This is a genomic window from Leptospira interrogans, assembly GCF_900156205.1.
GTDB lineage: Bacteria > Spirochaetota > Leptospiria > Leptospirales > Leptospiraceae > Leptospira > Leptospira interrogans.
This window is the reverse complement of record NZ_FTNA01000005.1, coordinates 1-23885: the sequence shown is the minus strand read 5'-3', so window position 1 is coordinate 23885 and position 23885 is coordinate 1. Positions and strand designations below refer to the sequence as shown.

Here is a 23885-nt window from a genome sequence, read left to right as displayed (position 1 = left end):
CACCCAAAAAATAGGAAAAACTCAACACAAAGCTCTCTATGAATCGCGTTGGAAAACTCAACACAAAGCTTTCCTATGGGTCGCGTTGGAAAACTCAACACAAAGCTTTCCTATGGGTCGCGTTGGAAAACTCAACACAACGCTTTCCTATGGGTCGCGTTGTGGGGCGGGAACTAAGTTTTACAGAAGATTTTGTCGTAATTCCGACGATAGATCTTGAGATCCAATTATTTGTGGGGTTGGTTATGATAAAGAACAGCATTGAGTTTGAAAAATTCCGAAGAATTGGAGCAGAAAGCGCGGTCCAGCCAACAACAGGATTTTGTTCAAATTTTTTACGCTGAATTTACAGGATGGATGTGTAAACGATTGGATTGTTTTCTGTTAATATAGATAGCTTTGGATAAGAACTAAAAAAATCAATCTTCTGAGTAATACTTACTCGAAGCTTCTTTCAAAAATTTTTTTTCTTTTCTAGAAAGAGAATTCATACCGGATTTAGAAATTTTATCCAATAACTGATCTACTTCTTCTCTGACATGAATTTTACGATTCATTTCTTCTTGCCATTTTTTCATCTTTCTTTTCTGAAGGTAACGACTGAGAGACAAAGAAGCAGGAATTTTAGACTTTAGTTTATTATAATAAAAGAAATAAATCGCTCCACCTATTGCTCCACCCAAATGAGCCATGTGTGCGATGTTGCTACCAGAACCTGAAAACGCAATGATGAGCATAAGAATTACAACCATATACTTTGCTTTAAGAGGAAAAAAGCCCATAAAAAGAAGTTCTTGGTTAGGCCAAATCAAAGCGAAAGCGATCAAAAGACCGTAGATTCCACCGGAAGCGCCAATGATTGTACCTTGATGAAATCCAACGTTATGCAAAATCCAAGGAAAAAAACCCCCCATAAAACAAGAGAATAAATAAAACTTCAAAAAATTTCTACTACCCCAGTAACTTTCTAAAACCGAACCAAACATCCAAAGAGAAAACATATTGAATAAGATGTGAAAGAAATTTTGAACGGAGTGTAGGAATGCGTATGTCAGAAATTGCCAAATAAAAAAACGGTGAGTGATCATATCGGAAGTCATTCCAAAATAAAGAGTTAGGTAATCTCCTACCGTCCAGGAAAGTAGAAGTTGAACCGCAAAGATACTCCCGTTTAAAATCAATAAGGTACGGACTACTGGAGTCAGCTCCGGGCCGATTCGATTGTAGATTCCTGTCATAGAGGAACATGATTTCTCCTCGGAATTCAAAGACAACCGTAAAACGGAATTTCTTGTTTCTCTTCTCTTTGACAGAAAATTTCGGAAGTTAAATACTGGGCCGGATATGATCGTTCAGTTATACGGAACCAGAGGTTCGATTCCTTCTCCTCTCCGCACCAAAGAATACATTCAAAAAGTGACTCAGATTTTGGAAATCGTCCGAGACAAGGGTCCAGAAGTTCTTACCAATATTCAAAAATTTATTTCCAATTTGCCTACCTATTTATCCCACGTAGTAGGTGGAAATACTACTTGTGTTTCGGTCACAACCTCTTCTGGAAAAAGATTGGTTTTTGATTGTGGAACCGGACTTAGAATTTTAGGGGACGAGTTGATGCGGAAAGAATTTCAGAACGGAGAAGGAAAACTCTCTTTATTCTTTTCGCATACTCACTGGGATCATATTCAAGGAATTCCATTTTTTAAACCGATCTATATCCCCGGAAATGAATTTCATTTTTATTCACCTTTTCCGGATCTGCAGGAACGTTTAGAAAAACAACATTTTCCTGAATACTTTCCTATTCCCTTTTCGGGACTTGCTTCCACGAAAATCTTTACCTGTTTGAATCCGGGCGAAACTTTGGATTTGGAAGGAGATTGTAGGGTCAGTTTTTATCCTCTCAAACATCCTGGCGGATCATATGCCTACCGAGTGGAGGAAAAAGGAAAGGTATTTATTTTTGCTACGGATGCGGAGTTCACCGGGGAGGACTTCGATTCTATTTCGGAAATGAAACCTTTTTTTGAAAACGCAGACTTACTCGTTTTAGATGCCCAATATACTTTGGACGAATCCTTCCAAAAATTTGACTGGGGACATACATCCTACACGATGGCCGTAAACTGTGCAGTTGCCTGGAATGTGAAAACTCTTGTATTGACTCATCACGAACCCGTTTACTCGGATGACGTGTTGGATCTCATTCTTGAGGAAGCTAGGGCGCACTCGGTTTCGCTCGGCAATTCTTCCATGAAAATAGAACTCGCCGTCGAAGGAAACGTATATAAACTAACATGAAAAGTATCGGACTTCATAGAACTTCTAAAACCTTGCTCGTTATAGCCCTCTTAGGAGGACTTTTTTTTGGTTATATTCTTTCGGAGGTAGACGAAGGAGGAGAATTAGCGATGCTTGCTTCTTACCAACCCACAACTCCTACTAGACTCTACGACATCAATGGAGTTGTATTCGCAGAACTTTATAAACACAAACAACAACTACTGAAATACCAAGACATTCCACCTCACGTTGTGCAGGCGTTTTTATCTGTGGAAGATAATAACTTTTTCAATCACTTCGGGATCGATTTTATGGCGATACTTAGAGCTGGGATTGTAAATGTAATTTCGGGTAGAATCAAACAAGGGGGGTCCACCCTTACGCAGCAGCTCGCCAAAACGGTTTTACAAAATAGAAAACGATCCTTTGCGAGAAAATTTATAGAAGCGTTATTTACGCTTCAGATAGAACAAGAATATTCAAAAGAAGAAATATTAGAAATTTATTTTAATCTTATTTATTTAGGACACGGGACCACGGGACTGGCTTCTGCCGCGGATGTATATTTTCAAAAAGACGTAAGCGACTTAGACGTAGCCGAAGCGGCGCTTCTTGCTAGATTGCCTAAGGCTCCTGTAAAATATTCTCCCTTTAAAAACCCAGCCATTTCTAAGGGGGCACATTTAAGTGTTTTAAGGCTTATGGCGGAACAAGGTTATATCCCTACGGATAGGATTCAAACCATTCACGACGATTTTTGGAATAAATATTGGCCTGTTGTCATCACTCAATCTCCTTCTCAATCCACTTGGGGAAATCGTCTGAATAAGGCCCCTCATTTTACGGAGTATGTTCGCCAGAAACTAGAAAAGGAGCTCGGAGAAGATAAGGTTTATACAGGTGGATTGAAAGTATATACTACTCTTGACGCTCGCAAACAAGAGATCGCTCAGGATGAATTATCCAAAGCGATTAAAAAACACGATGACCTCGTTTCTGGGATTACCGTCAATTATTCCGGTGGAGCCGATAGGGGTCTTGTAGGTCTTTATTATCTGATGGGTTCTGTGTTTCCGATCGGAATGCCTTTTATTAGTAAGTTAGACGACAAAGCGAACTATAGGGTGGCTTTAGAACGTGAACTTATAGACGCAGTAGACATTCTTACCATTTTAACTCCTGGAGAAAACGAGTCGGCTGCGATTTCGGAATTTCAAAAACAAACCGCGATCTTCGGAAAAAATCTACACGTAGAAGGAGCAGCGATTACGATCGAACCTTCTACTGGTTATATTCAAACCATGGTAGGAGGATACGAATTCACTCCAAAGAACCAGTTCAATCGAGCTACGATGGCAAGACGTCAAACTGGTTCCGCATTTAAACCATTTGTTTATGGAGCTGCAATTCAAGAAAGAGTCGTAGGAAGTGGGACTGGAATTATGGACGCACCTCTTACCACTTTAACGGAAGAAGGAGAAGGTTGGTCACCTCAGGATTTTGACGGAGACTTTTTAGGAATGGTTCCTTTGTCCAGGGCTCTATCTTTATCGCTTAACATCGTTTCGGTGCAGGTTTTCTTACGAACTGGTCCCGATGCGGTCATCGATTTTTCTTCCAGACTTTTAGGAGTCAATCCGAATCGTTTTCCGCCTAGCCCTGCTTTGGCGCTTGGAATTGCAGAGTTGACACCTTTGGAAATGGCTCTTGGATATGCTACTATCGCTAATAATGGTAGAAGGGTAATTCCGTTTTCTGTTCGTTATGTGATCGATCAGAGTGGAAATATAATTTATAACGAAGAAGTAAAGATACAAGAAGAGTTACAAAGGCAAGCAAAGGATGGAAGTATCCAAGTAATTTCGGAAGGGACCGCCTACATTCTAAAAAAAATGTTAACCAATGTAGCGATGGCCGGAACTGCAGCAATGGGACTTAGAGATCCGGAAAAAGGAAATTATAGAGGAATCGCCGCAGGAAAAACGGGTTCCACTTCTTCTTTTACAAACGCTTGGTATTGTGGGTTTGATCCAAATTATACGACCGTAATTTGGTTGGGGTTTGATAAAAGTTCTATTTCCCTCGGAAGAGGACAGGCCGCTTCTGTGCTTGCGGTTCCGATTTGGGGAAGAATGTACAATCGATTTTATGGAGGACAAAACTATCCTTCTTTTGGGGAAGATGTAATACCGGAAGAAGTACAAGGAGGAGGTACTTGTGCTTACAACGGACTTTCACCAAAACCGGGAGTATGTCCCGTAACTCAGAATCTGACTCTCAAACCGATCACAGTAGCAGGAGTGACCAAGGCTGTGATGGGCAATCGTCAGTGTGATGGAGAAAGAGATCATCATAAGTCTATGGATTTTAGAGAATTCTTACAAAAAGAATATCAGATTAGCGATGAAGAATTAGGAAAAACGGATCGAAAATTCAAACCCAGAACAGAATAATTTCGTTTTGGAGAATTTCGTTTACAGAATTTTTTCATTTAGAAGGATTGAAACCGAGATGGCGTTGTCTCTCGAAAGGAATCATTCATGTCTGTAGAAATTAAGGTCCCCGAAATGGGGGAATCCATTACGGAAGCTACGATTGCAAACTGGGTAAAGAAAGAAGGAGAATCTGTAAAACAAGACGAGATCTTGTTAGAACTGGAAACCGATAAGGCGACCATGGAAGTTCCGGCTCCTTCTTCGGGTGTTCTTCAGAAAATTCATAAAAAGGCTGGAGAAACCGTAAAAGTAAAGGAGATCATCGGACTGATTGACTCTTCAGCAACTGCTTCTTCTCCTTCTCCTTCCGCTTCTGCTCCAACAAATTCAGCACAAACGACTCAAACATCAGGAAACGGAACCATAAACGAAACTCTTCCGCCTGCGGTCCGTAAGTTGATCGAAGACAACGGACTCAATCCGGCATCGATTACTGGTTCCGGTAAAAACGGACAAATCACAAAAGAAGACGTATTAAAAGCAATTGAAACAAAAGCGACGTCGTCAGTTTCAAACGCTTCCGTAAATGTAGGAACTCCAGCGGCTGTCAAAGCGACGCTGACTTTACCTGAAATTCCGAAAGCGGTTCCGGCTGCGAGAAGAACGGATCTACCAAGAGAAAACGTAGTTCCTATGACTCGACTTCGTAAGGTAATTGCAGAAAGACTTGTATCGGCACAACACAACGCTGCAATTCTGACCACGTTTAACGAAGTAGATATGAGTGCCGTAATGGAACTCAGAAATCGATATAAGGATAAATTTAAAGAAGCGCATAACGTAAGTCTTGGATTTATGAGCTTTTTTACTAAGGCTGCGATCCATGCGCTAAAAACAATTCCGGCGATCAATGCAGAAATCCGTGGAAGTGATATTGTTTACAAAAATTATTATGACATAGGGGTCGCTGTTGGAGGACCGAAGGGACTGGTCGTTCCTGTCGTAAGAGACGCGGACTTGCTCAGTTTTGCAGGAGTAGAACAAGAGATTATAAGACTTGCGAATCGGGTCAAAGACGGAAAAATTGAACTTGCTGAAATGGAAGGTGGGACGTTTACGATTTCCAATGGGGGAATCTACGGTTCTATGATGTCCACTCCAATTCTCAATCCCCCACAAAGTGGAATTTTAGGACTTCATAATATAGTAAAACGTGCTGTGGTGGTAAACGATCAGATCGTGATTCGTCCGATGATGTATCTTGCACTTTCCTACGATCATAGAATCGTAGATGGAAAGGAGGCGGTCACTTTCCTTGTAAAGGTTAAGGAAGCGATCGAAGATCCAAGTCGGCTTTTACTAGAACTTTAATGAAAGAGGAAGTATGTCAGCAGAATTTGACGTAGTCGTGATCGGCGCGGGACCGGGGGGCTACGTTTGTGCCATCCGCTGCGCGCAACTTGGTTTTAAAACCGCAATCATCGAAAAAAGAAAAACCCTCGGAGGCACTTGTCTAAACGTGGGTTGTATTCCTTCTAAAGCGCTTTTAGATTCTTCTGAAGAATATCATAAAACTTTGCATAAGCTGGAAGTTCACGGGATCAGTGTTGGAAAAGTGGATTTGGATCTAAACAAGCTTATGAACCGTAAGGATCAGATTGTAAAGGAAGTCACGGATGGAGTAGACTTTCTTATGAACAAAAATAAGATCAAACGTTACGAAGGTTTTGGAAAGGTATTGTCTGCTGGAAAAGTAGAAGTCGCATTCAATGACGGAAAAAAGGAAACTCTCTCCGCCAAACACATCGTAGTCGCTACTGGCTCGGTTCCGATTGATATTCCAGGTTTAACCGTGGACGGAAAAAATATCATCACTTCCGATCACGCGATTGATGTTCGTAAACTTCCCAAAAAAATGATCATCATCGGAGCCGGAGTGATCGGACTTGAACTAGGATCTGTTTGGGGAAGACTCGGAACCTCTGTGACCGTGGTTGAATTTTTGCCCGGACTCATTTCCAATGTAGATCGTCAGATGGGTTCGTTACTAGAACGTTCTCTTACTTCTCAAGGAATGGAATTTTTATTTGAACATAAGGTAAAAGGTGCGACTACTACAAAGAACGGAGTGAAGGTTCAGATCGAAGATTCTAAAGGAGAGTCTAAGGATCTAGAGGCGGATGTGGTTCTGGTCGCAGTTGGACGTAGACCTTTTCTGGAAGGAGTGGGACTGGAGGAAGTGGGTGTAGCGTTTACACAACGCAAACGGATTCAAGTGGATGCACATTTTAAAACGTCCGTTCCCGGAATTTATGCAATCGGAGATGCGATTGATGGACCTATGCTCGCACACAAAGCGGAAGAAGAAGGGGTCGCTCTTGCAGAACTTCTTGCCGGTCAATCCGGTCATGTCAATTACAACGCAGTTCCTTACGTCATATATACTTGGCCGGAAATGGCTTGGGTAGGAAAGGGCGAAGAAGAATTGAAGGCTGCAGGAATTGAATATAAAGTAGGAAAGTCGCTCTTTCGGCCCAATGCTCGTTCCAAAGCGATGAACGAAGCAGAAGGACAAGTCAAAATATTAGCGGATAAAAAAACGGATAAACTTTTAGGAGCTTTTGTATTTGGCCCAAGGGCTTCGGATATGGTGGCGGAATTAGCGGTGGCTATGGAGTTCGGAGCTTCTGCAGAAGATATAGCGAGAAGTTTCCATGCACATCCGACCTTGTCGGAAGTGATTAAAGAAGCGGCAATGGCGGTGGATAAGTGGGCGATTCACGCGTGAATCGTATTAGGTAGGTTTCAAAAATGAAGATAGAAAAACTCATGGCGCTTTATGGGGAGAACGGCGCTCTCCTCGAAGAACTTTATAATCAATATAAACTCAATCCGGAAACTTTGGATAAAGAATGGAAGTCTTTCTTTCAAGAAGTAGATACCAATGGTCTTGCCAACGGAAGTGGATATACAAATGGTAATGGTAAATCTGCGGTGGCTACTTCTTTTGCGGATGCACAGGCGGCTTCTATCCGAGAAATGGGGATTATCAACCTTCTCAATGCTTATAGAAGACAAGGTCACCTTGCCGCAAAATTAGATCCACTTGGAATTCAAAAACCGAACCGCACGTTTATCGATTCTAAGCTGCATAATATTTCTCCCGCAGATATAGATACTGTTGTGGATAGTGAAACTCTGGGAAGAGTAAAACTTGCCGAGATTGTGGATCTTTATGAAAAAGTATATTGTAATACAATCGGAGCCGAACATTTCTATTTAGTAAATGATGAAGAAAGAGAATGGCTTCAAAAAAAGATGGAGTCTCCTGAATTTTTGGCGCCTTTGCCTAGAGGAATTAAACTCAGACTTTTCGAAAAATTATTTCAAGCGGATTATTTTGAAACCTTTCTCGCTAAAAAATACGTAGGTAAAAAAAGATTCTCTTTAGAAGGAGGAGAATCCTTCATTCCACTTTTAGATACGATTGTAGAAGAGGCCGGTTATCATCAGATGGACGGGCTCGTGATCGGAATGGCACATAGGGGAAGACTGAATGTTCTCGTGAACATTATCGAAAAACCTGCGTCACTCATCTTTGCGGAGTTTGAAGAAAAAACGGACAAAGATAACTTAAGTTATGCGGATGTAAAATACCATTTGGGGTATTCTAACAGTAGAATGACTACCTCTGGTAAAGAAGTGAAACTTTCACTCGCGTTCAACCCAAGTCATTTAGAATGTGTGGATCCAGTGGTAACCGGATCGGTTCGTGCCCGTCAGACTTTGATCGGAGATAAGGATCGTTCCAAATATATGCCGATTTTGATTCATGGTGACGCTGCGTTTGCGGGTCAGGGAGTTGTTGCGGAAACTCTCAACTTGATGAATTTAGAAGGTTATACTACCGGTGGAACGTTTCATATTGTGGTCAATAACCAGATTGGTTTTACCACTCTTCCCGATGAATCTAGATCTACGTTGTATGCAACTGATCTTGCAAAAGGTTTTCAAATTCCAATTATACACGTAAATGGAGACGACCCGGAAGCAGTTTACAGAGTTGTAAAACTAGGAATGGAATATCGTCAAAAATTCAAAAAAGATTTTATTATCGATTTAGTATGTTATAGAAGACTTGGTCATAATGAAACGGACGAGCCTGCGTTTACTCAACCTAAAATGTACGCTATTATTAAGAACCATCCTCCTACGGTAAAACTTTATGAAAAAAGACTCGTAGAAGAAGGAGACATTCCACAGGAAGATATTGATTTTATCAAAAACGGATCGATGCACGGACTGGAAGATTCTTTTCAAAGAGCCAAGGAACAGGACGTAAAAATTCGTGTGGATACCATGCAAGGAGTTTGGTCTAAATTTTCTAAAGATTCGTTAGATTCGGAACCGGCCACAAAACTACTCGCAGAACAGATGCACGGAATCGTTCAGGCCTTGACTTCTGTTCCACAAGGATTTACTCCCAATTCTAAACTCGTTAAACTTCTACAGAGTAGAAAAGAAATGGCGGAAGGAAAAATTCCTGTGGATTGGGGTTTTGCAGAAGCTCTTTCTTTTGGATCTATTTTAGAAAGTGGATTTAGAATTCGTCTTTCCGGTCAAGATTCTCAGAGAGGAACTTTCTCACATCGCCATGCGGTTCTTGTAGATACAAATACAAACGAAAAATACATTCCTCTCAATCACATTTCGTCTAAACAGGCTAAGGCGGAAATTATAAACTCTTCACTTTCTGAATTTTCAGTTTTAGGTTTTGAATACGGTTATTCTCTTTCGGATCCAAATGCCCTTGTGATGTGGGAAGCTCAGTTTGGAGATTTTGCGAACAGCGCCCAGGTAATCTTCGATCAGTTTATTTCCAGCTCGGAAGTAAAATGGCAAAGGTTGTCCGGTTTGATTATGCTACTTCCTCATGGATATGAAGGTCAAGGACCAGAACATTCTTCTGCTAGATTGGAAAGATTTTTACAACTTTGTGCTCTAGACAATATGCAAGTTTGTAATCTAACAACCGCGGCTCAATATTTCCATTTGCTCCGAAGACAAATGCTCAGAAATTATCGTAAACCTTTAGTGATTGTAACTCCAAAGAGTTTACTTCGTTTTCCTGCTTCACTTTCTCCGGTGGAAGATATTCTACAAGGTGCGTTTCGAGAAATACTGATCGATGATAGCGGATCTAAACCGGATAAAATCGAAAAGGTAGTATTTTCAGCAGGTAAAGTATATTATGATTTAATGAAATACAAAGACGAAAATAAAATCAAAAACGTAGCTTTGGTTCGTGTCGAACAAATTTATCCTTTTCCTGCAAAAGAGATCCAAAGTTCTCTTAAAACTTTTAAAAATGCTAAACAATTCGTTTGGTGCCAAGAAGAGCCCAAAAATCAGGGAGCTTGGTTTTTTGTTCGAGAAAGGATCGAAGAACTTCTTCCAGGGAATGCTCGTCTAGTATATGCGGGAAGACACGAGTCCCCTAGTCCGGCTGCTGGTCATATGAAGTTACACTTGCAAGAGCAGGATCAGCTTGTTTTAGACGCGTTTCAAGCGTAAAATCGTATCGTTTGACTTCATTTTAAAATTTTATAATTTTAGAATGTACAATTACAAAAAATTAAAAAGCTCGGATGCAAATCTAGGGCTTTTTTGTTTTTGGATGAGTATTTTTTTTATTTGATAAAGTATAATCAGTTTTTGAAACGAGACGTAAGGTAAATTTAAGCCTTGGAATAAAAATAAGTTGTAATATGAATTTCTTTGTAGTATCAAAAGAAAATTTACTTCTTCATGCTGGATATTGTCACGAGCGAAATCCTCTCATAAAACGTCCGAAATTGGAATTCGGATTCATTTTAGATTCGGGTTTGGATTGTGATACGTTTAATCAGATTTTAGTAACCGCTTCGGATAAAATTTTATACCAAAACAACATTCGAATTATCCGCGACTATATTCGAAATTCGAGAAGGGCGTTTTTCTGTTGGATCTCTTCGGTCGATCTAAACGAAACGATTCGGAAGTAAAAGAATTCCAGATAAAAAAATCGAATCTGACAATGTTCATTGATTTGAATATACATTCTTTTGAATGTTCTGAATTTAATTTTGAACTCGAGTTAGTTGAAATTAGACGTGTTTATACTTGTGAAGAATTATCTGAATTTGCAAAGATTAATGCAATGAGCTGGGATCCTATTGATGTAAATGTTCTAGATTTTTATGAGCAAAACCAAGAATTATTTTTAGAAGAGAATTGTCCTTTGCGATTTTATCTCGGTTTTGCCGACGGAATTCCAATCGTTACCTGTGAGGCTAGTTATGACAAGGATACGGTCGGCTTTTATAATATATGCACTCGGCAAGAATTTAGAAAAAGAGGATACGCTTCCCACATTTTAAAATGTGCGTTGTAAGAGGCTAAAAAAGAGAAAGTTTCTTACGGAATTCTCCAAGTGTTGTCGGATGGGACTTTGTTATATAAAAAAATAGGCTTTCAAGTTTTGGGAGAATTTACCGAATTCTTATTGAAGAATGAAAACGAATCGATTTTTTAATAATGAGAGTTTATCAAGAAAACTAAAAAAGTAGCTATCTAAAAAGACAGAATAAAAGCGGAAGATTTTGGCTCGGATGTGGATAGAATAAAGATCTTTTTGAAAATTTGGAAACTCAATTTGCATACGAACATCAGTGTGAAAAAGTCTGTAATAAAAAACAATGTGACTTAATTTGTGGGAACTACTACAAACTTGGATTTGATAGTAAAATTTTCGAAATATAGAGGAACACTTACTTTTAGAAAATTATTGAATTCAAGTAAAGTAGACTTAGAGTTAAATAGTAGAAAGCGAGGTTGACGAAACTCGAAAATTTCTTATTCTAGCTTACAATGCCGACCGTGACACTAAATCGTATTTTATTTGTATCTATTTTTTTCGGCTTTTCGCTCGCAGCAAATCCGATAACGAATGCGGACCATAGAAACTTAGAGAGAAGATTTTATTCTCATTCTCTTTATATAAAAATCGAATCTGCAAAGATTTCTACTTCTCGTGAAAAAATTCAAAATTTAGTTCATCACTATAAAGGTTTTATCTTAAAAAGTACAAATTCGAATTTAAAATTCAAAATTCCCTTTGCCAGCCAAGATCATTTTTTGATCGAACTACGAAATAACGAACTCGTAGAAAAAGTAGATGAAACAATCAATGATATTACTGATTCGCTTGAAGAATGTACAAAAAGACTTGAGATCGATCATGAATTTCTTTTAAAATACAAAAAATTATTTGAAGAAGATAAACTTCCTAAAAGGGAAAGAAGACACCTACTAGTAAAACAACACAGGGTTTCTTTAGACATACAAAGATTAGAAAAAAAGAAGAAAGATTTAATTTTAAGAACTCAATTTTCTGATTTTACCGTTTCCTTGATTCCGATAAAACAAAACGAATATCATTAAAATTGAATATTATAAATGACGGCACGACTTTTTAATTCAGCTGATTGATGTTAAGTTAATTTAACGTACATTTGGTGTAAGAGGTTCGATTCGTTTATAAAAACCTGATTTTTCCATAAAAAATAAATAGAGTTGTTGAAAAATTAATTCTTTATTTTGTTTCTGTTTTATGAAATAGTTGATTAAAGCGGTTTTATTAATCGCCACTACGAATTTTTCAACAACTCTAAATGTATAAACTCTTACAAATCGTGGATTTACAGTTCAACTTTGAAAATTGTGGGAACTACTATAAAATATAAAAAGAATCATAGTCCGATTAAATTTTTGCACAAAATCGCTGTTTTGCGGCCATCATCAAAATTTAAATTCTATTTTAACTTGAGTTCGGTGGTCGAAAAAATTTTCTAAAAGTATGAGTTCCTACAATTTTAGAATTTATTTGTAAAATCGTGATTTGCAGTAGTTCCCACATCATTTTACAGACAAATCTAAGTTTTGTGCGAGTTTTTACACTTAGATACGACAGATTCAATTTTTATAAACTGTGGTAGTTCCCACATTTTAAGAATTGAGCTGTAAAGTTCAAATTCCAATTTTTTTCAGAATCTGGGTTTTTTACGCCGAACTCACGTTACTCATATCTATATAATAAAGTCCTAATATTTTGCATGGAATCAGTGTTTTGTGATAAAATTAACGATGCTCAATTTTTAGAGATCAGTAGTTTACTGATTATTTTATTGTGAATGTTTTTGAGCCAGTTCGTGAAGCGCTTTTAGTTCTCCGAGGTTTTTCATATAAGAGTCGTTTCCGTTTCGACTGTCAAATTGCGACGCTAATTTCAACGCCTCTTCGCCGAACCAGGAATCCAGATCGATAACTGCGTAATTTCCGTCTTCCTTGTAGTTCGGAAACGTTTTCGGCATCCTGATTTTTATCGATTTTAGGTTTGATAGTAGAATACGTTCCATTAAAAATTTAACGGCTCTATAAAATTCAAAACGATGATTCCGATCAGATGCTCCAAAAGCGGATGTGAAATGTTTCTCCAAAAGTTGAATCGCTTTGGCAATTTCTCCAGTGATTCCTAAAAATAAGAGATGGTTCGAAATGGTTCCGAGTAAGCCCGTAGAATTCGAAACCAGTTTATACCCTATCTTATGAAGTCGGGCCGCTTCTTCCGGTTGATTGAGTCGGAGGAGAGGCAATAGCAGAGTACCGTACGTTAGATGTGGTACTTCTGCACAACGCAATTTACCCGAAAGGATCGGTTGGGCTTTTTCGAGTGCGAGTTCGTCTTGACCCAAATGGACGGCGTAGAATACTTCCGAATTTTGTACACAAGCAGCACAATCCGCAAGGCGTCCCTTAGCAGTCGTTTGTTTGAGCAACTCGTGATATTTTTGGCTTTCTTCTATATTTCCCATCATCATTGAAATACTACGTTTCAGCATTAAAACCGGATATTTGTTCCCTCCATTTTTTTCGTAACGTTTCTCTAAATCTTCAAGCATTTCCAAAATCTGTTCCTTTTTGATTTGGGGAAACACAGGAAGATTCTCTACGATCCATTTGTATTTCCACAGCAAATCTTCTTCGTTGAATTGTTCTGGATTTTGATCTACCTGAGAAAGGCACCAAGAGAAAGATACCAAAGCTTTATCAATGGCTCCGGAAAAAATCCCCGCTTCTACTAAAACAAGTCGAGCTTCGAAACCTAATTCTTTATTTTTTCTCAAATCTGCCAAACGGATGATTTCTTCTAAAAGCGGACACTTTGAGAAATCGTTTTTCATGGATTCCACGTCCCATAGGACAGGAAACAAATCTTCTGTGTTGGGATTTATCTCTATCATTGATTTTCCCTAATTTGATTGTTTATACATCCTTCGATTAAGTCCGAAAGTCCACCCGTAAGAAGAGACAACTCTTTAACATGAAGTGGGTGATGTCCCATTAAAAGCGCTTGTATATAAAGCATCTGAACGGCTCTGCCTATCAATTGGACGTCTTTTAGTTTTACGAGCTTTTGAATTAAAGGATTCCGTAGATTGAAAAAAAGATACGCGTTGATTTCTTTTGAATAAGAATCAGAGAGATTGTTTAATATGTCAGACCACATCTTATTTGCAATTTCTTTAGAATGTTCTACAGAACGTAAAAAGTCTCCTTCTTGACTTAGGTGATACAACATAGGCATTTCGATCGGAAGAAATTTTTTGATGTCGGTCACACACTGAAAAGGACGCAAAACCTGATCTGCTACTTGCAAAAAATCGAATACAGAATCTCGTTCTTCGAGAGTAATGTCTTCGAACGTTTGAGCGAATCCAGCTGCGTCCACCTGTTCTACTGGATATAGTTCGCTAAAACGTTCGAGTAGTTCGCTGTCGTAGACGTAACCTCCGTTGATAATAGCCTCTCCTTGCGCCGCTGCAACTCCTGAAATCTGTCGATATTGATCATGACTGGATACATAACGGATTACTGGATTTTTTTCCCGAAATTCTTTTAAGGTCATTCTCCCGAACGTAGTTTCAAACGGAAGAAAGTCGATGATCAAACGGAAAAAATCGGAGTCCTGAACCGCAAGCGCTTTCATGGATAGATGATGAAGGTTGATCAGATGACGAAGACGTTCTGGTTCGTCTTCGGAAAGTGCGATCAGATAATCTCTAAGACATTGCCCCAATGTTTCTCTCGCTTTTTCGAGAGATTGATCTTCGTAAAAATCTTCTCGTGATGCAGTGGGTCTGAGTTCGTCAGAGTTGACTACACATTTGACAAAGAACGCCCAATCTGGTAGAAGGGACGCGGCTGACTCAGATAAAAGCATGTTTTTGAGATAAATGCGATGTATGTTTTTTTGTGCAAGACTGGGGGAATAAGGCAAAACGAAAGCGATTCCCTGTACCTTGCCTATGTCGGAAGTCAGCGGGATTGCGTCAAAAAATGAAGTTTCAAATAACTTTTTTCCGAAATCAAGAAATGTCTTTCTTTCTTGTGCTTTACTTCGATACGTGCGGTTCCAAGGTGCAGGTTCCGGATTTAGAAGCTCGGTGGACTCTCCTTCTAAAAATTGAAGAGGAACGGATAACAGACCACCGAATTTTTTTACAAGATTACAAAGAGTTTCTCGTTCAAAGTATTCTTCAGAGCCAGGTTTACAAAGAAGATAGACCTGAGTTCCAAAGGGCAAGTCGCTTCCAAGGGTTTTAATTGAGTAAGTTCCATCTTGTTTTCCACGCCATTCGAAAGCAGGTTGTGTTTTGTCTTTTACGGAACGAGTGACTACTACAACTTCGTCGCTTACGATAAAACAAGAGAGTAAACCCACTCCAAATTGACCGATAAATCCTTTCGGAGATTGAAATTCTCCTCGTTTCGAACTTTGTCCTATGGTTGCCAAGAACTCGTGGATTTCCGATTCTACCAATCCGACTCCGTTGTCCGTAAAGATAAGAGTTGGAGGTGTTCCGTCCTTTCCGGGAATGATTTCAAGATGGATCTCTCCTTCGTTTTCTGGTTCGAGATAGGAGCGGGCTTGGATTGCATCTACTCCGTTTTGTAAAAGTTCACGTACGAATACTTGCGGCCCACTGTAAAGATGTTCTGAAAGTAGATTGATGATTCCACGTAAGTTGACTTGGAACTTATGACTCACAAGATAGCTCTTTTTTCATTAGATTTCAAAGAAATAGTAAGAATGTAAGGATAAGTTTGGGTCAAGTCGGATTCCACGTGCATAGAATTAAACTTTTGTCAATATGAAATATTTGTAGAACAACTGATTCAAATTCGCTGTCTTATTTTACGATTTTTTGGGATATAATTTAGAATGATATTAGTATTTACTCGACATTTAGATGAAGACAAATGTTAATTTTTGAGTATTTTAGAATATTCAAAAAAAATGAATTTATCTACTTGGAGTCTGAGACAAAAATTTTTGAGCGACTATAAAAGAGAAATGTTTTAGCTTCTCAGTAACAAAAAAATGTTATTGATCCTATAAAATTGAATTCAGTAAATTTTTATCGTAGAACCTGTTCTAGTGTAAAACATTGGGAGCTTTGTTATTATGATACTGATTAAAAAACTACAAATTATACACTACAACGTTTTTGTGGGAACTACCACATTCTATACGCCCAAAACAAAAATTTTAGAAGTTTGAATTTTTTGGTCGGTAGTCCGGCCTTTGTGTTTTACTATAAATTTCGTATAACGCGAAAAGGAATTGAAACACAAGGCTCTCTATGAATCGCGTTGTGAGAACTAAGTTTTACAGAGGATTTGTCGTAACTCCGACAGATTTATATTGAGATCAAATATTTGTGGGGTTGGTTATCGCTTCCTACGGGTCGCTCGAAATAACTCAACGTCTCATTTTCTATGGATCGTTCGACGGATCGGGTTTGAAACTAAAGGCGACTGCTGTATACGTTTCTTGTATGCAATTGATTGAACAGAGTTCAGAACTGCTTATCATAGCCAAGTAGGTTCTCCTTGGTTTTCAACCAATTCATGTTGTTTTATCTTTTGCGGAACGAGTGACTACTACAACTTCGTCGCTTACGATAAAACAAATTATTCTGCGTTCAAGTCCTGTGTTTCAAAAAACATTTTTTTATTCTTTTGGGGAATTTTTCGTCGTTTCTCGAAAGATCGTCTCTACGATCTCCGATTGATTCCCCATACTTTTGGCCTTTTTAGCGTATCGACCGGCGGATGTTTTATTTCCTAATTTCCAGAAAATTTCTGCAAGGTTTGCCACATAAATGGAATCTTGGGGAGATAATTCTTCCGCTTTTTGAAAAGAAAGGAGGGCTTCTTCCCATTTTCCCAATTCGTCTAACGCGCAGCCGATTAGATTGTAAAGTCTGCCTCTTCCCAATCTGTCGCCATTGGAGGCTAAGAGTAAATTTTTTTCGGCTCGTTTCATTCCTTCTTCCGCCGAACCGCTTTTTAACCAAAAAAGTCTTGCATCTAAAAAAAGCGCCTCTCCATCCTTCTCATACGCTGCGAATATAGAATTAAGTAATTCTTCTACTTTAGAATATTCTTTTTTCTTTAAATACTCCCAGCCTTGAGTGAGACGATCTACTATCTTTTTGTGTCGAATTTCGTGAATTTCCTGTTCGGAGAATTCTCCTAATGGCGCGGAAAGAATGAATTCTTCGATCTGAGTCAGAAGTTTAGAAATCAGTTCCATAACATTTTGATTTTGTTTGAGTTTTGCAGCGAGCGCATTATTGGCTACATTGAGAGCCCAAGTTTTTGCAGTTTCGATGGAATGTAGTGTGCCGATTGTATTTGTTTTAACTTTAGAAATTTCTAAGATAGATTCCCATTGATCTGGAAAATGTATTAAAAACGCAGAGACGAGGCTGGCTCCACCGGCGTATTCCGGTTGTCTTTTATCCTTTTCCAGAAGATTTTTAAAAACTTTCAATCCAAATTCCGCAGAAGCCCAAACGCAGATTTCGGCGGCATCCTTCTCTCGATGGAAGCGACCTTGTGGATAATAATTTAAAATTTGAAGACATTTTTCTTTCCATACATTTTTCTGATTGGGATCTTTTTGTCCCAGACGAAAATAAACTTTTGCTAATGCGAAATAGGCTTCGTCCAAAGTGGAAACATTGGGATGTCTAAGGATTGTATTTTCGTATTGGTCCAAAAAATTGATTAATTGGTCGTCAGAAAGTTTTTCTACCGTTTCATTCAAGTGATAAGGAATAAAGTCGAAAGCGTCCGCATATTTACTTATCCCTTTTATAGTTAGGTGTTTGATTTTATTTGCGCCTTCATAGGTTCCCCACTGAGCTTCTATAAAAGGAATCAAATCGGATTTCACACTCGTCCAGGTTTGATTGGGGAAAATATGAAGTTCGTCGTGACTCGAATCCCAGGTCCCGTAGTGTTGCAAGCGAGGAAGCCAAACGAGTATTTCGTGACTTTCATCATAAATCTCCGAGTTTAAGATGAGACCGAACGAGTTTGTATAATATTGTCCGTTTTCTTTTGTCTTAAACGGGCCGATTTGTATGGAACCGAATTGGATTTCTCGAATGGAAGCGAGATCGAACCAGCCTTGAGAATTGGTGTTGATTCTTTTCACCGTAGTTAGGTCTTCGACTAAGTCTTGTGGAATATTAAGTATATTATAATTTTCTTTCATATCTGTTTCGTTTTAATGTGATTCTAATTTGAGGTCTTGCATCTTTATTCTAATATTGATCGAATATAATCGAGGTATTCAAGTTCAATCGAATTTAACGATTAAATCTGGTGGGATTTTTGTCTTTGATTTTTTGGTTCGATTAGGGATTTACATAGTCTGTAATAGAAATTTTGGACAAAAATTACCAGTGTTTTGACGATATTTTTGTCATGGCAAGTATTGACTCTCTCTTTTAAAAAAATGGACGATAAGTGACAAAGTTTGGTTTAAATTAGGGCAAAGTAAAGAACTCATTCGAGCTATTTCCAATACTCCTGTTTATCGTTCGAAAATATATTCCGTAAATCTTATAAAGGGGGCTTGGGCGACTACTGCAATAGAAGGGAATGTTTTGTCAGAAGAAGAAATTACTCTGATTTACAAAGGGAAATCATTGCCTATATCGAAACAATATATGGAAATCGAAGTTAAAAACGTATGGAATGCGCTTAACTTGCTTCGAAATAGAATCGTTGAAGATTGCAAAACCAGTTACTTAATAAAAATTTAATTAAAAAATTTCATACTTTGATCGGTAAAGATCTCGGTGAAAACTTTACTATAATTCCGAGCGAGTTCCGAAAACATAATGTTACAGTTGGACATGTATATAAAGCGCCAGAGCATAGAGACGTAGAAAGTTTGATAACTCATTTTGCGAATGGAGTAAAGTAGAATTCCATTGTGAAAAAGGTCAAACCTTTTCAACAGAGATTATCTAAGCGATAATTTCTCACGTATAGATTGTGCGTGGAAACACCCGTTCGGAGATGGTAACAGTCATACGGCCAGGCTCCTTGAATTTTATCTATTATTGCGAGCGGTGTTCCGGATATAGCAGTGCATATCCTATCGAATTTTTATAATTCCACAAGAAGCGAATATTATAGAAAATTAAATGAGATATCAAAAAACGAAGTGGATTTGACTCATTTTATAAACTATGCGTTACAAGATTTTAAAGACGGTTGTAAGAAGTTTTCAATATCGTGAAACCAAAATCGAATTAGCTTGGAAAAATTACGTTCATGAAATTTTTAAAACAAGTAATTATTGCGGAAAATCAAATCAGTAAATAATCGAAGGTTAGCTTTGATTCTTTCTATGGATATAGAAAATGAATATGTTTTAGAAGAAATATCGAAACAAACAATATTTTATAACTTTAATACTTAAGAAAGTCAAAACGAACATTACAAAGAGACCTTGAGGTTTTACTGTATATGAAGCTTATCGTTAAGATTCAAGACGAAAAATATAAAACAAATGTTCAAATTCTAACTGGTATATTAGTGGTTTTAGAAGTCGGGACATTATTTGATTTTATTTGAAGTGAACGATTTTGAATTTCATTCATAATGTGCGAAAAAAGGTGTTCGACACTACGAAATTTTTCTATTCGATTTATAATTGTCGGTAAGAGATTTTTAATTTCAAAACGGATTAGGATGGATGAAACGATCCCACAATAACAATTGAAACGAAAATTCTCGCCGAACATAGAAGAATACATAGAAACGAAGACCGAATAAAATTCGTTTTTTTGAATGTTTTTTTTTTTTGACGAGGATTGAAGTGAAAGCGTAGAATTTACAAAAATGCTTTCTATGGTCGCATTTTAACTCTCGTGCTATACTCAGGAAAAAATTGCGAGCGAATCGCTACTCTAAATGGTTTATAAAAAACGAGGTAAGAAACAAACAAGGGAATATAAGAAATTTCTTTCTTTTTGAATATTCTATTTTTGTAAAATAGAATATAAATTTTTATTCCCTTGTCGTAGTTTTGAAAATTTTATCTTTCTTTCAAAGTAGCCCGGTTTTTCTCGCAATCGCGTAAAAGTTCAAACCATAACCAATGCCTAAAAAATTTTTTGGAGGAAAAAGATCGTCCGTTTCTGGATTCCAAACGTCTTTGACCAAAGCCTCTATGGAAAAATCTTTGCCAACGGGAAGTCCTAAAATTCTGTCGGGGAGTTGTGTAAATTCTGTCATAAGTTTTAACCTTTTTTTGTTTTTTCTACTAAATCATAAAATTTTTGAAATAGATACCGTGAATCGTTTGGACCAGGAGCACTTTCCGGATGATACTGAACGGTCAATAGAGGATAACCAGATTTTAAAATTCCTTCTACAGTATGATCGTTTAGGTTCAGAAAAGAAATTGGTTCATCCTGTTTCTGGTCGTCTATTACCGCAAAACCATGATTTTGCGAAGTAATTTCTACCTGACCAGTCTCAAGATTTTTGACCGGTTGGTTTCCACCTCTATGACCGAATTTCATCTTTTCCGTTTTTTTTCCTAAAGAAAGCCCAATGATTTGATGACCCAGACAGATTCCAAAAAGAGGATATCTTTTTTCCATAATCTTTTGAGTTGAAGCAATCGCGTAATCTAAGGGGGCGGGGTCTCCAGGGCCATTAGAAAGAAAAAATGCGTCGGTTCCTTCTTTCATAATTTCTTCTGAAGGAGTTTTTGCTGGATAAACTGTTACTGCAAAACCATTCGCATCTAAAAGACGTAGTATGTTTGTTTTCACGCCATAGTCATATACTGCGAGTTTAAATTTTTTACCAGTGTGAGTTCCAAAGATATATTTACTGGAAGTAGTTACTACCTCAGCTAGATCTGCGTTGATGATTCCTGGAAATGATTTTACCTTTTCTAAAAAAGAAGGAGAATATTCCGAAGCCACAAAAATTCCACCATTGGGAGAACCGTTTGTGCGTATAAACCGGGTCAATTTACGAGTGTCTATCCCCTGAATGGCTGGAATTTTATATTCTTTTAAAAACTGAGATAACGTTTTTTCGGATTTAAAGTTAGAAGGTAGATCTACGTATTCTTTAACGATTAAACCGCTGGCTTGAATTTTAGAAGATTCCATGTTATCAGGATGGATTCCGTAATTTCCGATCATAGGATAAGTCAGTGTAATGATCTGATTACAGTAAGAAGGGTCCGTTAAAATCTCTTGATAACCCGCCATAGAAGTATTAAAGACAATTTCTCCAACGGATTCAGTTTCATAACCGAAGGATTCACCTTCGAAGATTGTTCCGTTATCAAGAACTAAGAATGCTTTCATCAATTACAAACTCAATGAGGTATTGAGTATAGTCAACACAGGTTTTTTTTGAGTCCTTACAAATCGGTTGAAAAATACCTACGATTTTTGTGAATGGAGAGTAAAAAAACCGACCTGAAAAATAGAATTAGAATCTAGGTTTGATCATCGTTTTTGAGAATGAAGGTTTAATATTTGTGGCGTGAAATCTTGATTTTATAGCCGAATTTTTCAGACAGGAAAAAATAGAATTTTAGGATAAGCCGTAAGAATATGTATCAACTGACTCTGCCGGACAAATCAATCAAAGAAGTTGCATCCGGTTTCACTTATCGTGACTTTATTGAAAAAGAATTACCCTTTTTAAAGAACAAAGCACTTGCAGTGCGTTTGAATGGTGAAGAAATTTTAGACTTGTCCAGGACTGTGGAAAAGAATTCAAACATAGAAGTATTGACCTATTCCGAAAAATTAGGTTGGGAAACGTTTCAACATTCCGCGGCGCATTTGCTCGGAATGGCGGTTCAAAATTTATATAAAAATGCAAATCTCACCGTAGGTCCTGTGATCGATAACGGCCCTGGATTTTTTTATTACGATATAGACTTTCAAGGAGCGATTGTCACTCCGGAAGATTTTCCTAAAATCGAAGCTGAGATGGAGAAAATCGTAAAAGCAGATCATCCAGTTTGGAGAAAGGTAGTCTCTAAAAAACAGGCGATTGAAACCTTTCAAAAACTAGGGGAAAAATATAAAATAGAAATCATAGACGGAATACCAAGCGAGGAAGTTTCCATCTATGGGATGGGAGAATGGTTCGATCTTTGTCGTGGGCCACACGTTCCTAATTCTGGAGTATTAAAATCTTTTAAACTAACTGCAATTTCAGGTGCGTATTGGAAAGCCGACAAAAACAACTCGATGCTTACCCGTATTTATGGAGTTGCCTTTCCAACAAAAAAAGAATTGGATCAATATCTTTTTCAAATTGAGGAAGCGAAGAAAAGAGATCATAGAAAGATCGGAAAAGAGATGGATCTATTTTCTTTTCAAAAGGAAGGTCCAGGGTTTCCTTTTTGGCATCCCAAAGGAACAATTCTTTGGAATTCACTCGCAGAGTATCTTCGTTCCGAATGTAACAAAAGAGGTTATCAGGAAATCAAAACGCCTGCGGTACTTTCTTCCGAACTTTGGAAGAAGTCCGGTCATTGGGATAATTTTCATGAGAACATGTATTTTACGGACATAGACGAAGAAGATTACGCACTCAAACCGATGAACTGTCCAGGATGTTCTTTAATTTATAAACATCATCTGCATTCGTATCGGGAGCTTCCGCTTCGATTTGCCGAATTTGGAAGTGTACATCGTCACGAGTTACACGGAGTGTTACACGGACTTTTTAGAGTTAGGGCATTTACTCAAGACGATTCTCATATCTATGCTCCTTTGGATTATTTGGAATCCGAAGTCATGGACATCATAGACTTTACATTTACAGTATATAAGAAATTTGGATTTTCAGAATTTAAAACTTTTATAGCAACCCGTCCAGAAAAATCACAGGGGAAAGACGAAGATTGGGAATTTGCTACGAGCACCTTAAAACAATCTTTAGAAAAAAAAGGGATTCCGTATGGAATTAAAGAAGGCGAAGGTGCGTTCTATGGACCGAAGATAGAATTTAATATTAAAGATTCTATTGGAAGACTTTGGCAGTGTGGAACGATTCAAGTGGATTTTTCTATGCCAGAACGTTTTGATTTGGATTATACGGATAGTGATGGTCAGAAAAAAAGACCGGTGATGATCCATCGCGCCATCTACGGTTCTTTAGAAAGATTCATCGGAATTTTAATTGAACATTACGAAGGAAAATTTCCACTTTGGATTTCTCCGAATCAGATCCGAATTTTGACCGTAACCGAAAAAGTAACCGATTACGCTAAAAACGTTTATCGAGAATTACTCGACTCCGGTTTTCGAGTGGAACTGGATACTCGAAACGAAAAAATTGGAGCTAAAATCAGGGATTCTATATTAAAAAAAGCGAATTATCTTTTGATATTGGGAGAAAAGGAAATGGAATCGAACACACTTGCAGTGAGAATGCGAGGTCAAGAAGATACTAAAATCTTGACCCGGACCGGTTTCATTTCGAATCTTCAAGATGAAATCAAGTCGAGTTAAAATAACTTTGGGTTTTCGAGAAAGACAAAATGTTTTGTCGGAATCTTTTTGGGAAATTTGAGACCTCTTCCAAATTTTGTCCCAATTCTCAAAAACAAACGAGTCTTTTGATTAAAATTTTTCCGTAAATATCAAATGTGAGAGTTCCCACGTTTTGAAGGTTGAGCAGTAAAATCTTTAAGTTTGTGAGAGTTCCCAC

General features: G+C 37.9%; 16 protein-coding genes. 10 read left to right on the top strand and 6 right to left on the bottom strand.

Annotated elements, in window-relative coordinates; genetic code table 11:
- Positions 1 to 419: 419 nt before the first annotated feature.
- Complete coding sequence (locus BW942_RS05665; RefSeq protein WP_000145885.1) at positions 420 to 1238, bottom strand: rhomboid family intramembrane serine protease; 819 nt, start codon at positions 1236 to 1238, stop codon at positions 420 to 422.
- Between the two features lie 106 nt (positions 1239 to 1344).
- On the opposite strand from BW942_RS05665, the gene BW942_RS05660 reads away from it, so the two are divergent.
- The 8 genes from BW942_RS05660 to BW942_RS05625 all read left to right on the top strand — a co-directional run bounded on the left by BW942_RS05660 (position 1345) and on the right by BW942_RS05625 (position 12200).
- Complete coding sequence (locus BW942_RS05660; protein ID WP_000636970.1) at positions 1345 to 2301, top strand: MBL fold metallo-hydrolase; 957 nt, start codon at positions 1345 to 1347, stop codon at positions 2299 to 2301.
- A complete protein-coding gene (locus BW942_RS05655) occupies positions 2298 to 4736 on the top strand; it encodes a penicillin-binding protein 1A (RefSeq protein WP_000835640.1) in 2439 nt (812 codons plus the stop codon). The genes BW942_RS05660 and BW942_RS05655 overlap by 4 nt, the downstream gene beginning before the upstream one ends.
- An 87-nt stretch (positions 4737 to 4823) precedes the next feature.
- The gene (gene odhB, locus BW942_RS05650; protein ID WP_000110035.1) at positions 4824 to 6089 is read left to right on the top strand and encodes a 2-oxoglutarate dehydrogenase complex dihydrolipoyllysine-residue succinyltransferase; all 1266 of its coding nucleotides are present in this window, start codon (positions 4824 to 4826) and stop codon (positions 6087 to 6089) included.
- A 13-nt stretch (positions 6090 to 6102) separates the two neighbouring features.
- A complete protein-coding gene (lpdA, locus tag BW942_RS05645) occupies positions 6103 to 7506 on the top strand; it encodes a dihydrolipoyl dehydrogenase (protein ID WP_001271670.1) in 1404 nt (467 codons plus the stop codon).
- 23 nt (positions 7507 to 7529) lie between these two features.
- Entirely contained in the window at positions 7530 to 10292 is a 2763-nt protein-coding gene (locus BW942_RS05640) for a 2-oxoglutarate dehydrogenase E1 component (protein ID WP_017861826.1), read from the top strand.
- A 194-nt stretch (positions 10293 to 10486) separates the two neighbouring features.
- Positions 10487 to 10762 carry a hypothetical protein gene (locus BW942_RS05635; protein WP_001009023.1) on the top strand — a complete coding sequence of 92 codons (276 nt, stop codon included), beginning with the start codon at positions 10487 to 10489 and terminating at the stop codon, positions 10760 to 10762.
- Between the two features lie 32 nt (positions 10763 to 10794).
- Complete coding sequence (locus tag BW942_RS05630; protein ID WP_001983574.1) at positions 10795 to 11151, top strand: hypothetical protein; 357 nt, start codon at positions 10795 to 10797, stop codon at positions 11149 to 11151.
- Positions 11152 to 11627: 476 nt separating this feature from the next.
- A complete protein-coding gene (locus BW942_RS05625; RefSeq protein WP_001143626.1) occupies positions 11628 to 12200 on the top strand; it encodes a DUF4349 domain-containing protein in 573 nt (190 codons plus the stop codon).
- A 740-nt stretch (positions 12201 to 12940) separates the two neighbouring features.
- Here BW942_RS05625 and BW942_RS05620 read toward each other — a convergent pair.
- The 3 genes from BW942_RS05620 to BW942_RS05610 all read right to left on the bottom strand — a co-directional run bounded on the left by BW942_RS05620 (position 12941) and on the right by BW942_RS05610 (position 18387).
- Complete coding sequence (locus BW942_RS05620; RefSeq protein WP_000570103.1) at positions 12941 to 14059, bottom strand: hypothetical protein; 1119 nt, start codon at positions 14057 to 14059, stop codon at positions 12941 to 12943.
- Positions 14056 to 15867: an HSP90 family protein gene (locus BW942_RS05615; RefSeq protein ID WP_000018463.1), complete on the bottom strand. Its 1812-nt coding sequence runs from the start codon at positions 15865 to 15867 to the stop codon at positions 14056 to 14058. Before BW942_RS05615 ends, BW942_RS05620 begins: the two co-directional genes overlap by 4 nt.
- Positions 15868 to 16833: 966 nt before the next feature.
- The gene (locus BW942_RS05610; protein ID WP_002970184.1) at positions 16834 to 18387 is read right to left on the bottom strand and encodes a tetratricopeptide repeat protein; all 1554 of its coding nucleotides are present in this window, start codon (positions 18385 to 18387) and stop codon (positions 16834 to 16836) included.
- A 522-nt stretch (positions 18388 to 18909) separates the two neighbouring features.
- Here BW942_RS05610 and BW942_RS05605 point away from each other — a divergent pair.
- The gene (locus BW942_RS05605; protein WP_001180937.1) at positions 18910 to 19104 is read left to right on the top strand and encodes a hypothetical protein; all 195 of its coding nucleotides are present in this window, start codon (positions 18910 to 18912) and stop codon (positions 19102 to 19104) included.
- Positions 19105 to 20234: 1130 nt separating this feature from the next.
- Here the strand turns inward: BW942_RS05605 and BW942_RS05600 are convergent.
- Complete coding sequence (locus BW942_RS05600) at positions 20235 to 20423, bottom strand: hypothetical protein (RefSeq protein ID WP_000134554.1); 189 nt, start codon at positions 20421 to 20423, stop codon at positions 20235 to 20237.
- Between the two features lie 5 nt (positions 20424 to 20428).
- The gene (gene carA, locus BW942_RS05595) at positions 20429 to 21517 is read right to left on the bottom strand and encodes a glutamine-hydrolyzing carbamoyl-phosphate synthase small subunit (RefSeq protein WP_000643183.1); all 1089 of its coding nucleotides are present in this window, start codon (positions 21515 to 21517) and stop codon (positions 20429 to 20431) included.
- A gap of 252 nt (positions 21518 to 21769) precedes the next feature.
- On the opposite strand from carA, the gene thrS reads away from it, so the two are divergent.
- On the top strand, positions 21770 to 23686 hold the full coding sequence (gene thrS, locus BW942_RS05590) for a threonine--tRNA ligase (protein WP_000284477.1): 1917 nt from the start codon (positions 21770 to 21772) through the stop codon (positions 23684 to 23686).
- The last annotated feature ends 199 nt before the right edge of the window (positions 23687 to 23885 follow it).

Excerpts from the sequence above, each read along its gene's own strand:
- BW942_RS05665 (WP_000145885.1), bottom strand. The coding sequence starts at position 1,238 with ATGACAGGAATCTACAATCGAATCGGCCCGGAGCTGACTCCAGTAGTC.
- BW942_RS05660 (WP_000636970.1), top strand. The coding sequence starts at position 1,345 with ATGATCGTTCAGTTATACGGAACCAGAGGTTCGATTCCTTCTCCTCTC.
- BW942_RS05655 (WP_000835640.1), top strand. The coding sequence starts at position 2,298 with ATGAAAAGTATCGGACTTCATAGAACTTCTAAAACCTTGCTCGTTATA.
- odhB (WP_000110035.1), top strand. The coding sequence starts at position 4,824 with ATGTCTGTAGAAATTAAGGTCCCCGAAATGGGGGAATCCATTACGGAA.
- lpdA (WP_001271670.1), top strand. The coding sequence starts at position 6,103 with ATGTCAGCAGAATTTGACGTAGTCGTGATCGGCGCGGGACCGGGGGGC.
- BW942_RS05640 (WP_017861826.1), top strand. The coding sequence starts at position 7,530 with ATGAAGATAGAAAAACTCATGGCGCTTTATGGGGAGAACGGCGCTCTC.
- BW942_RS05635 (WP_001009023.1), top strand. The coding sequence starts at position 10,487 with ATGAATTTCTTTGTAGTATCAAAAGAAAATTTACTTCTTCATGCTGGA.
- BW942_RS05630 (WP_001983574.1), top strand. The coding sequence starts at position 10,795 with ATGTTCATTGATTTGAATATACATTCTTTTGAATGTTCTGAATTTAAT.
- BW942_RS05625 (WP_001143626.1), top strand. The coding sequence starts at position 11,628 with ATGCCGACCGTGACACTAAATCGTATTTTATTTGTATCTATTTTTTTC.
- BW942_RS05620 (WP_000570103.1), bottom strand. The coding sequence starts at position 14,059 with ATGATAGAGATAAATCCCAACACAGAAGATTTGTTTCCTGTCCTATGG.
- BW942_RS05610 (WP_002970184.1), bottom strand. The coding sequence starts at position 18,387 with ATGAAAGAAAATTATAATATACTTAATATTCCACAAGACTTAGTCGAA.
- BW942_RS05600 (WP_000134554.1), bottom strand. The coding sequence starts at position 20,423 with ATGACAGAATTTACACAACTCCCCGACAGAATTTTAGGACTTCCCGTT.
- carA (WP_000643183.1), bottom strand. The coding sequence starts at position 21,517 with ATGAAAGCATTCTTAGTTCTTGATAACGGAACAATCTTCGAAGGTGAA.
- thrS (WP_000284477.1), top strand. The coding sequence starts at position 21,770 with ATGTATCAACTGACTCTGCCGGACAAATCAATCAAAGAAGTTGCATCC.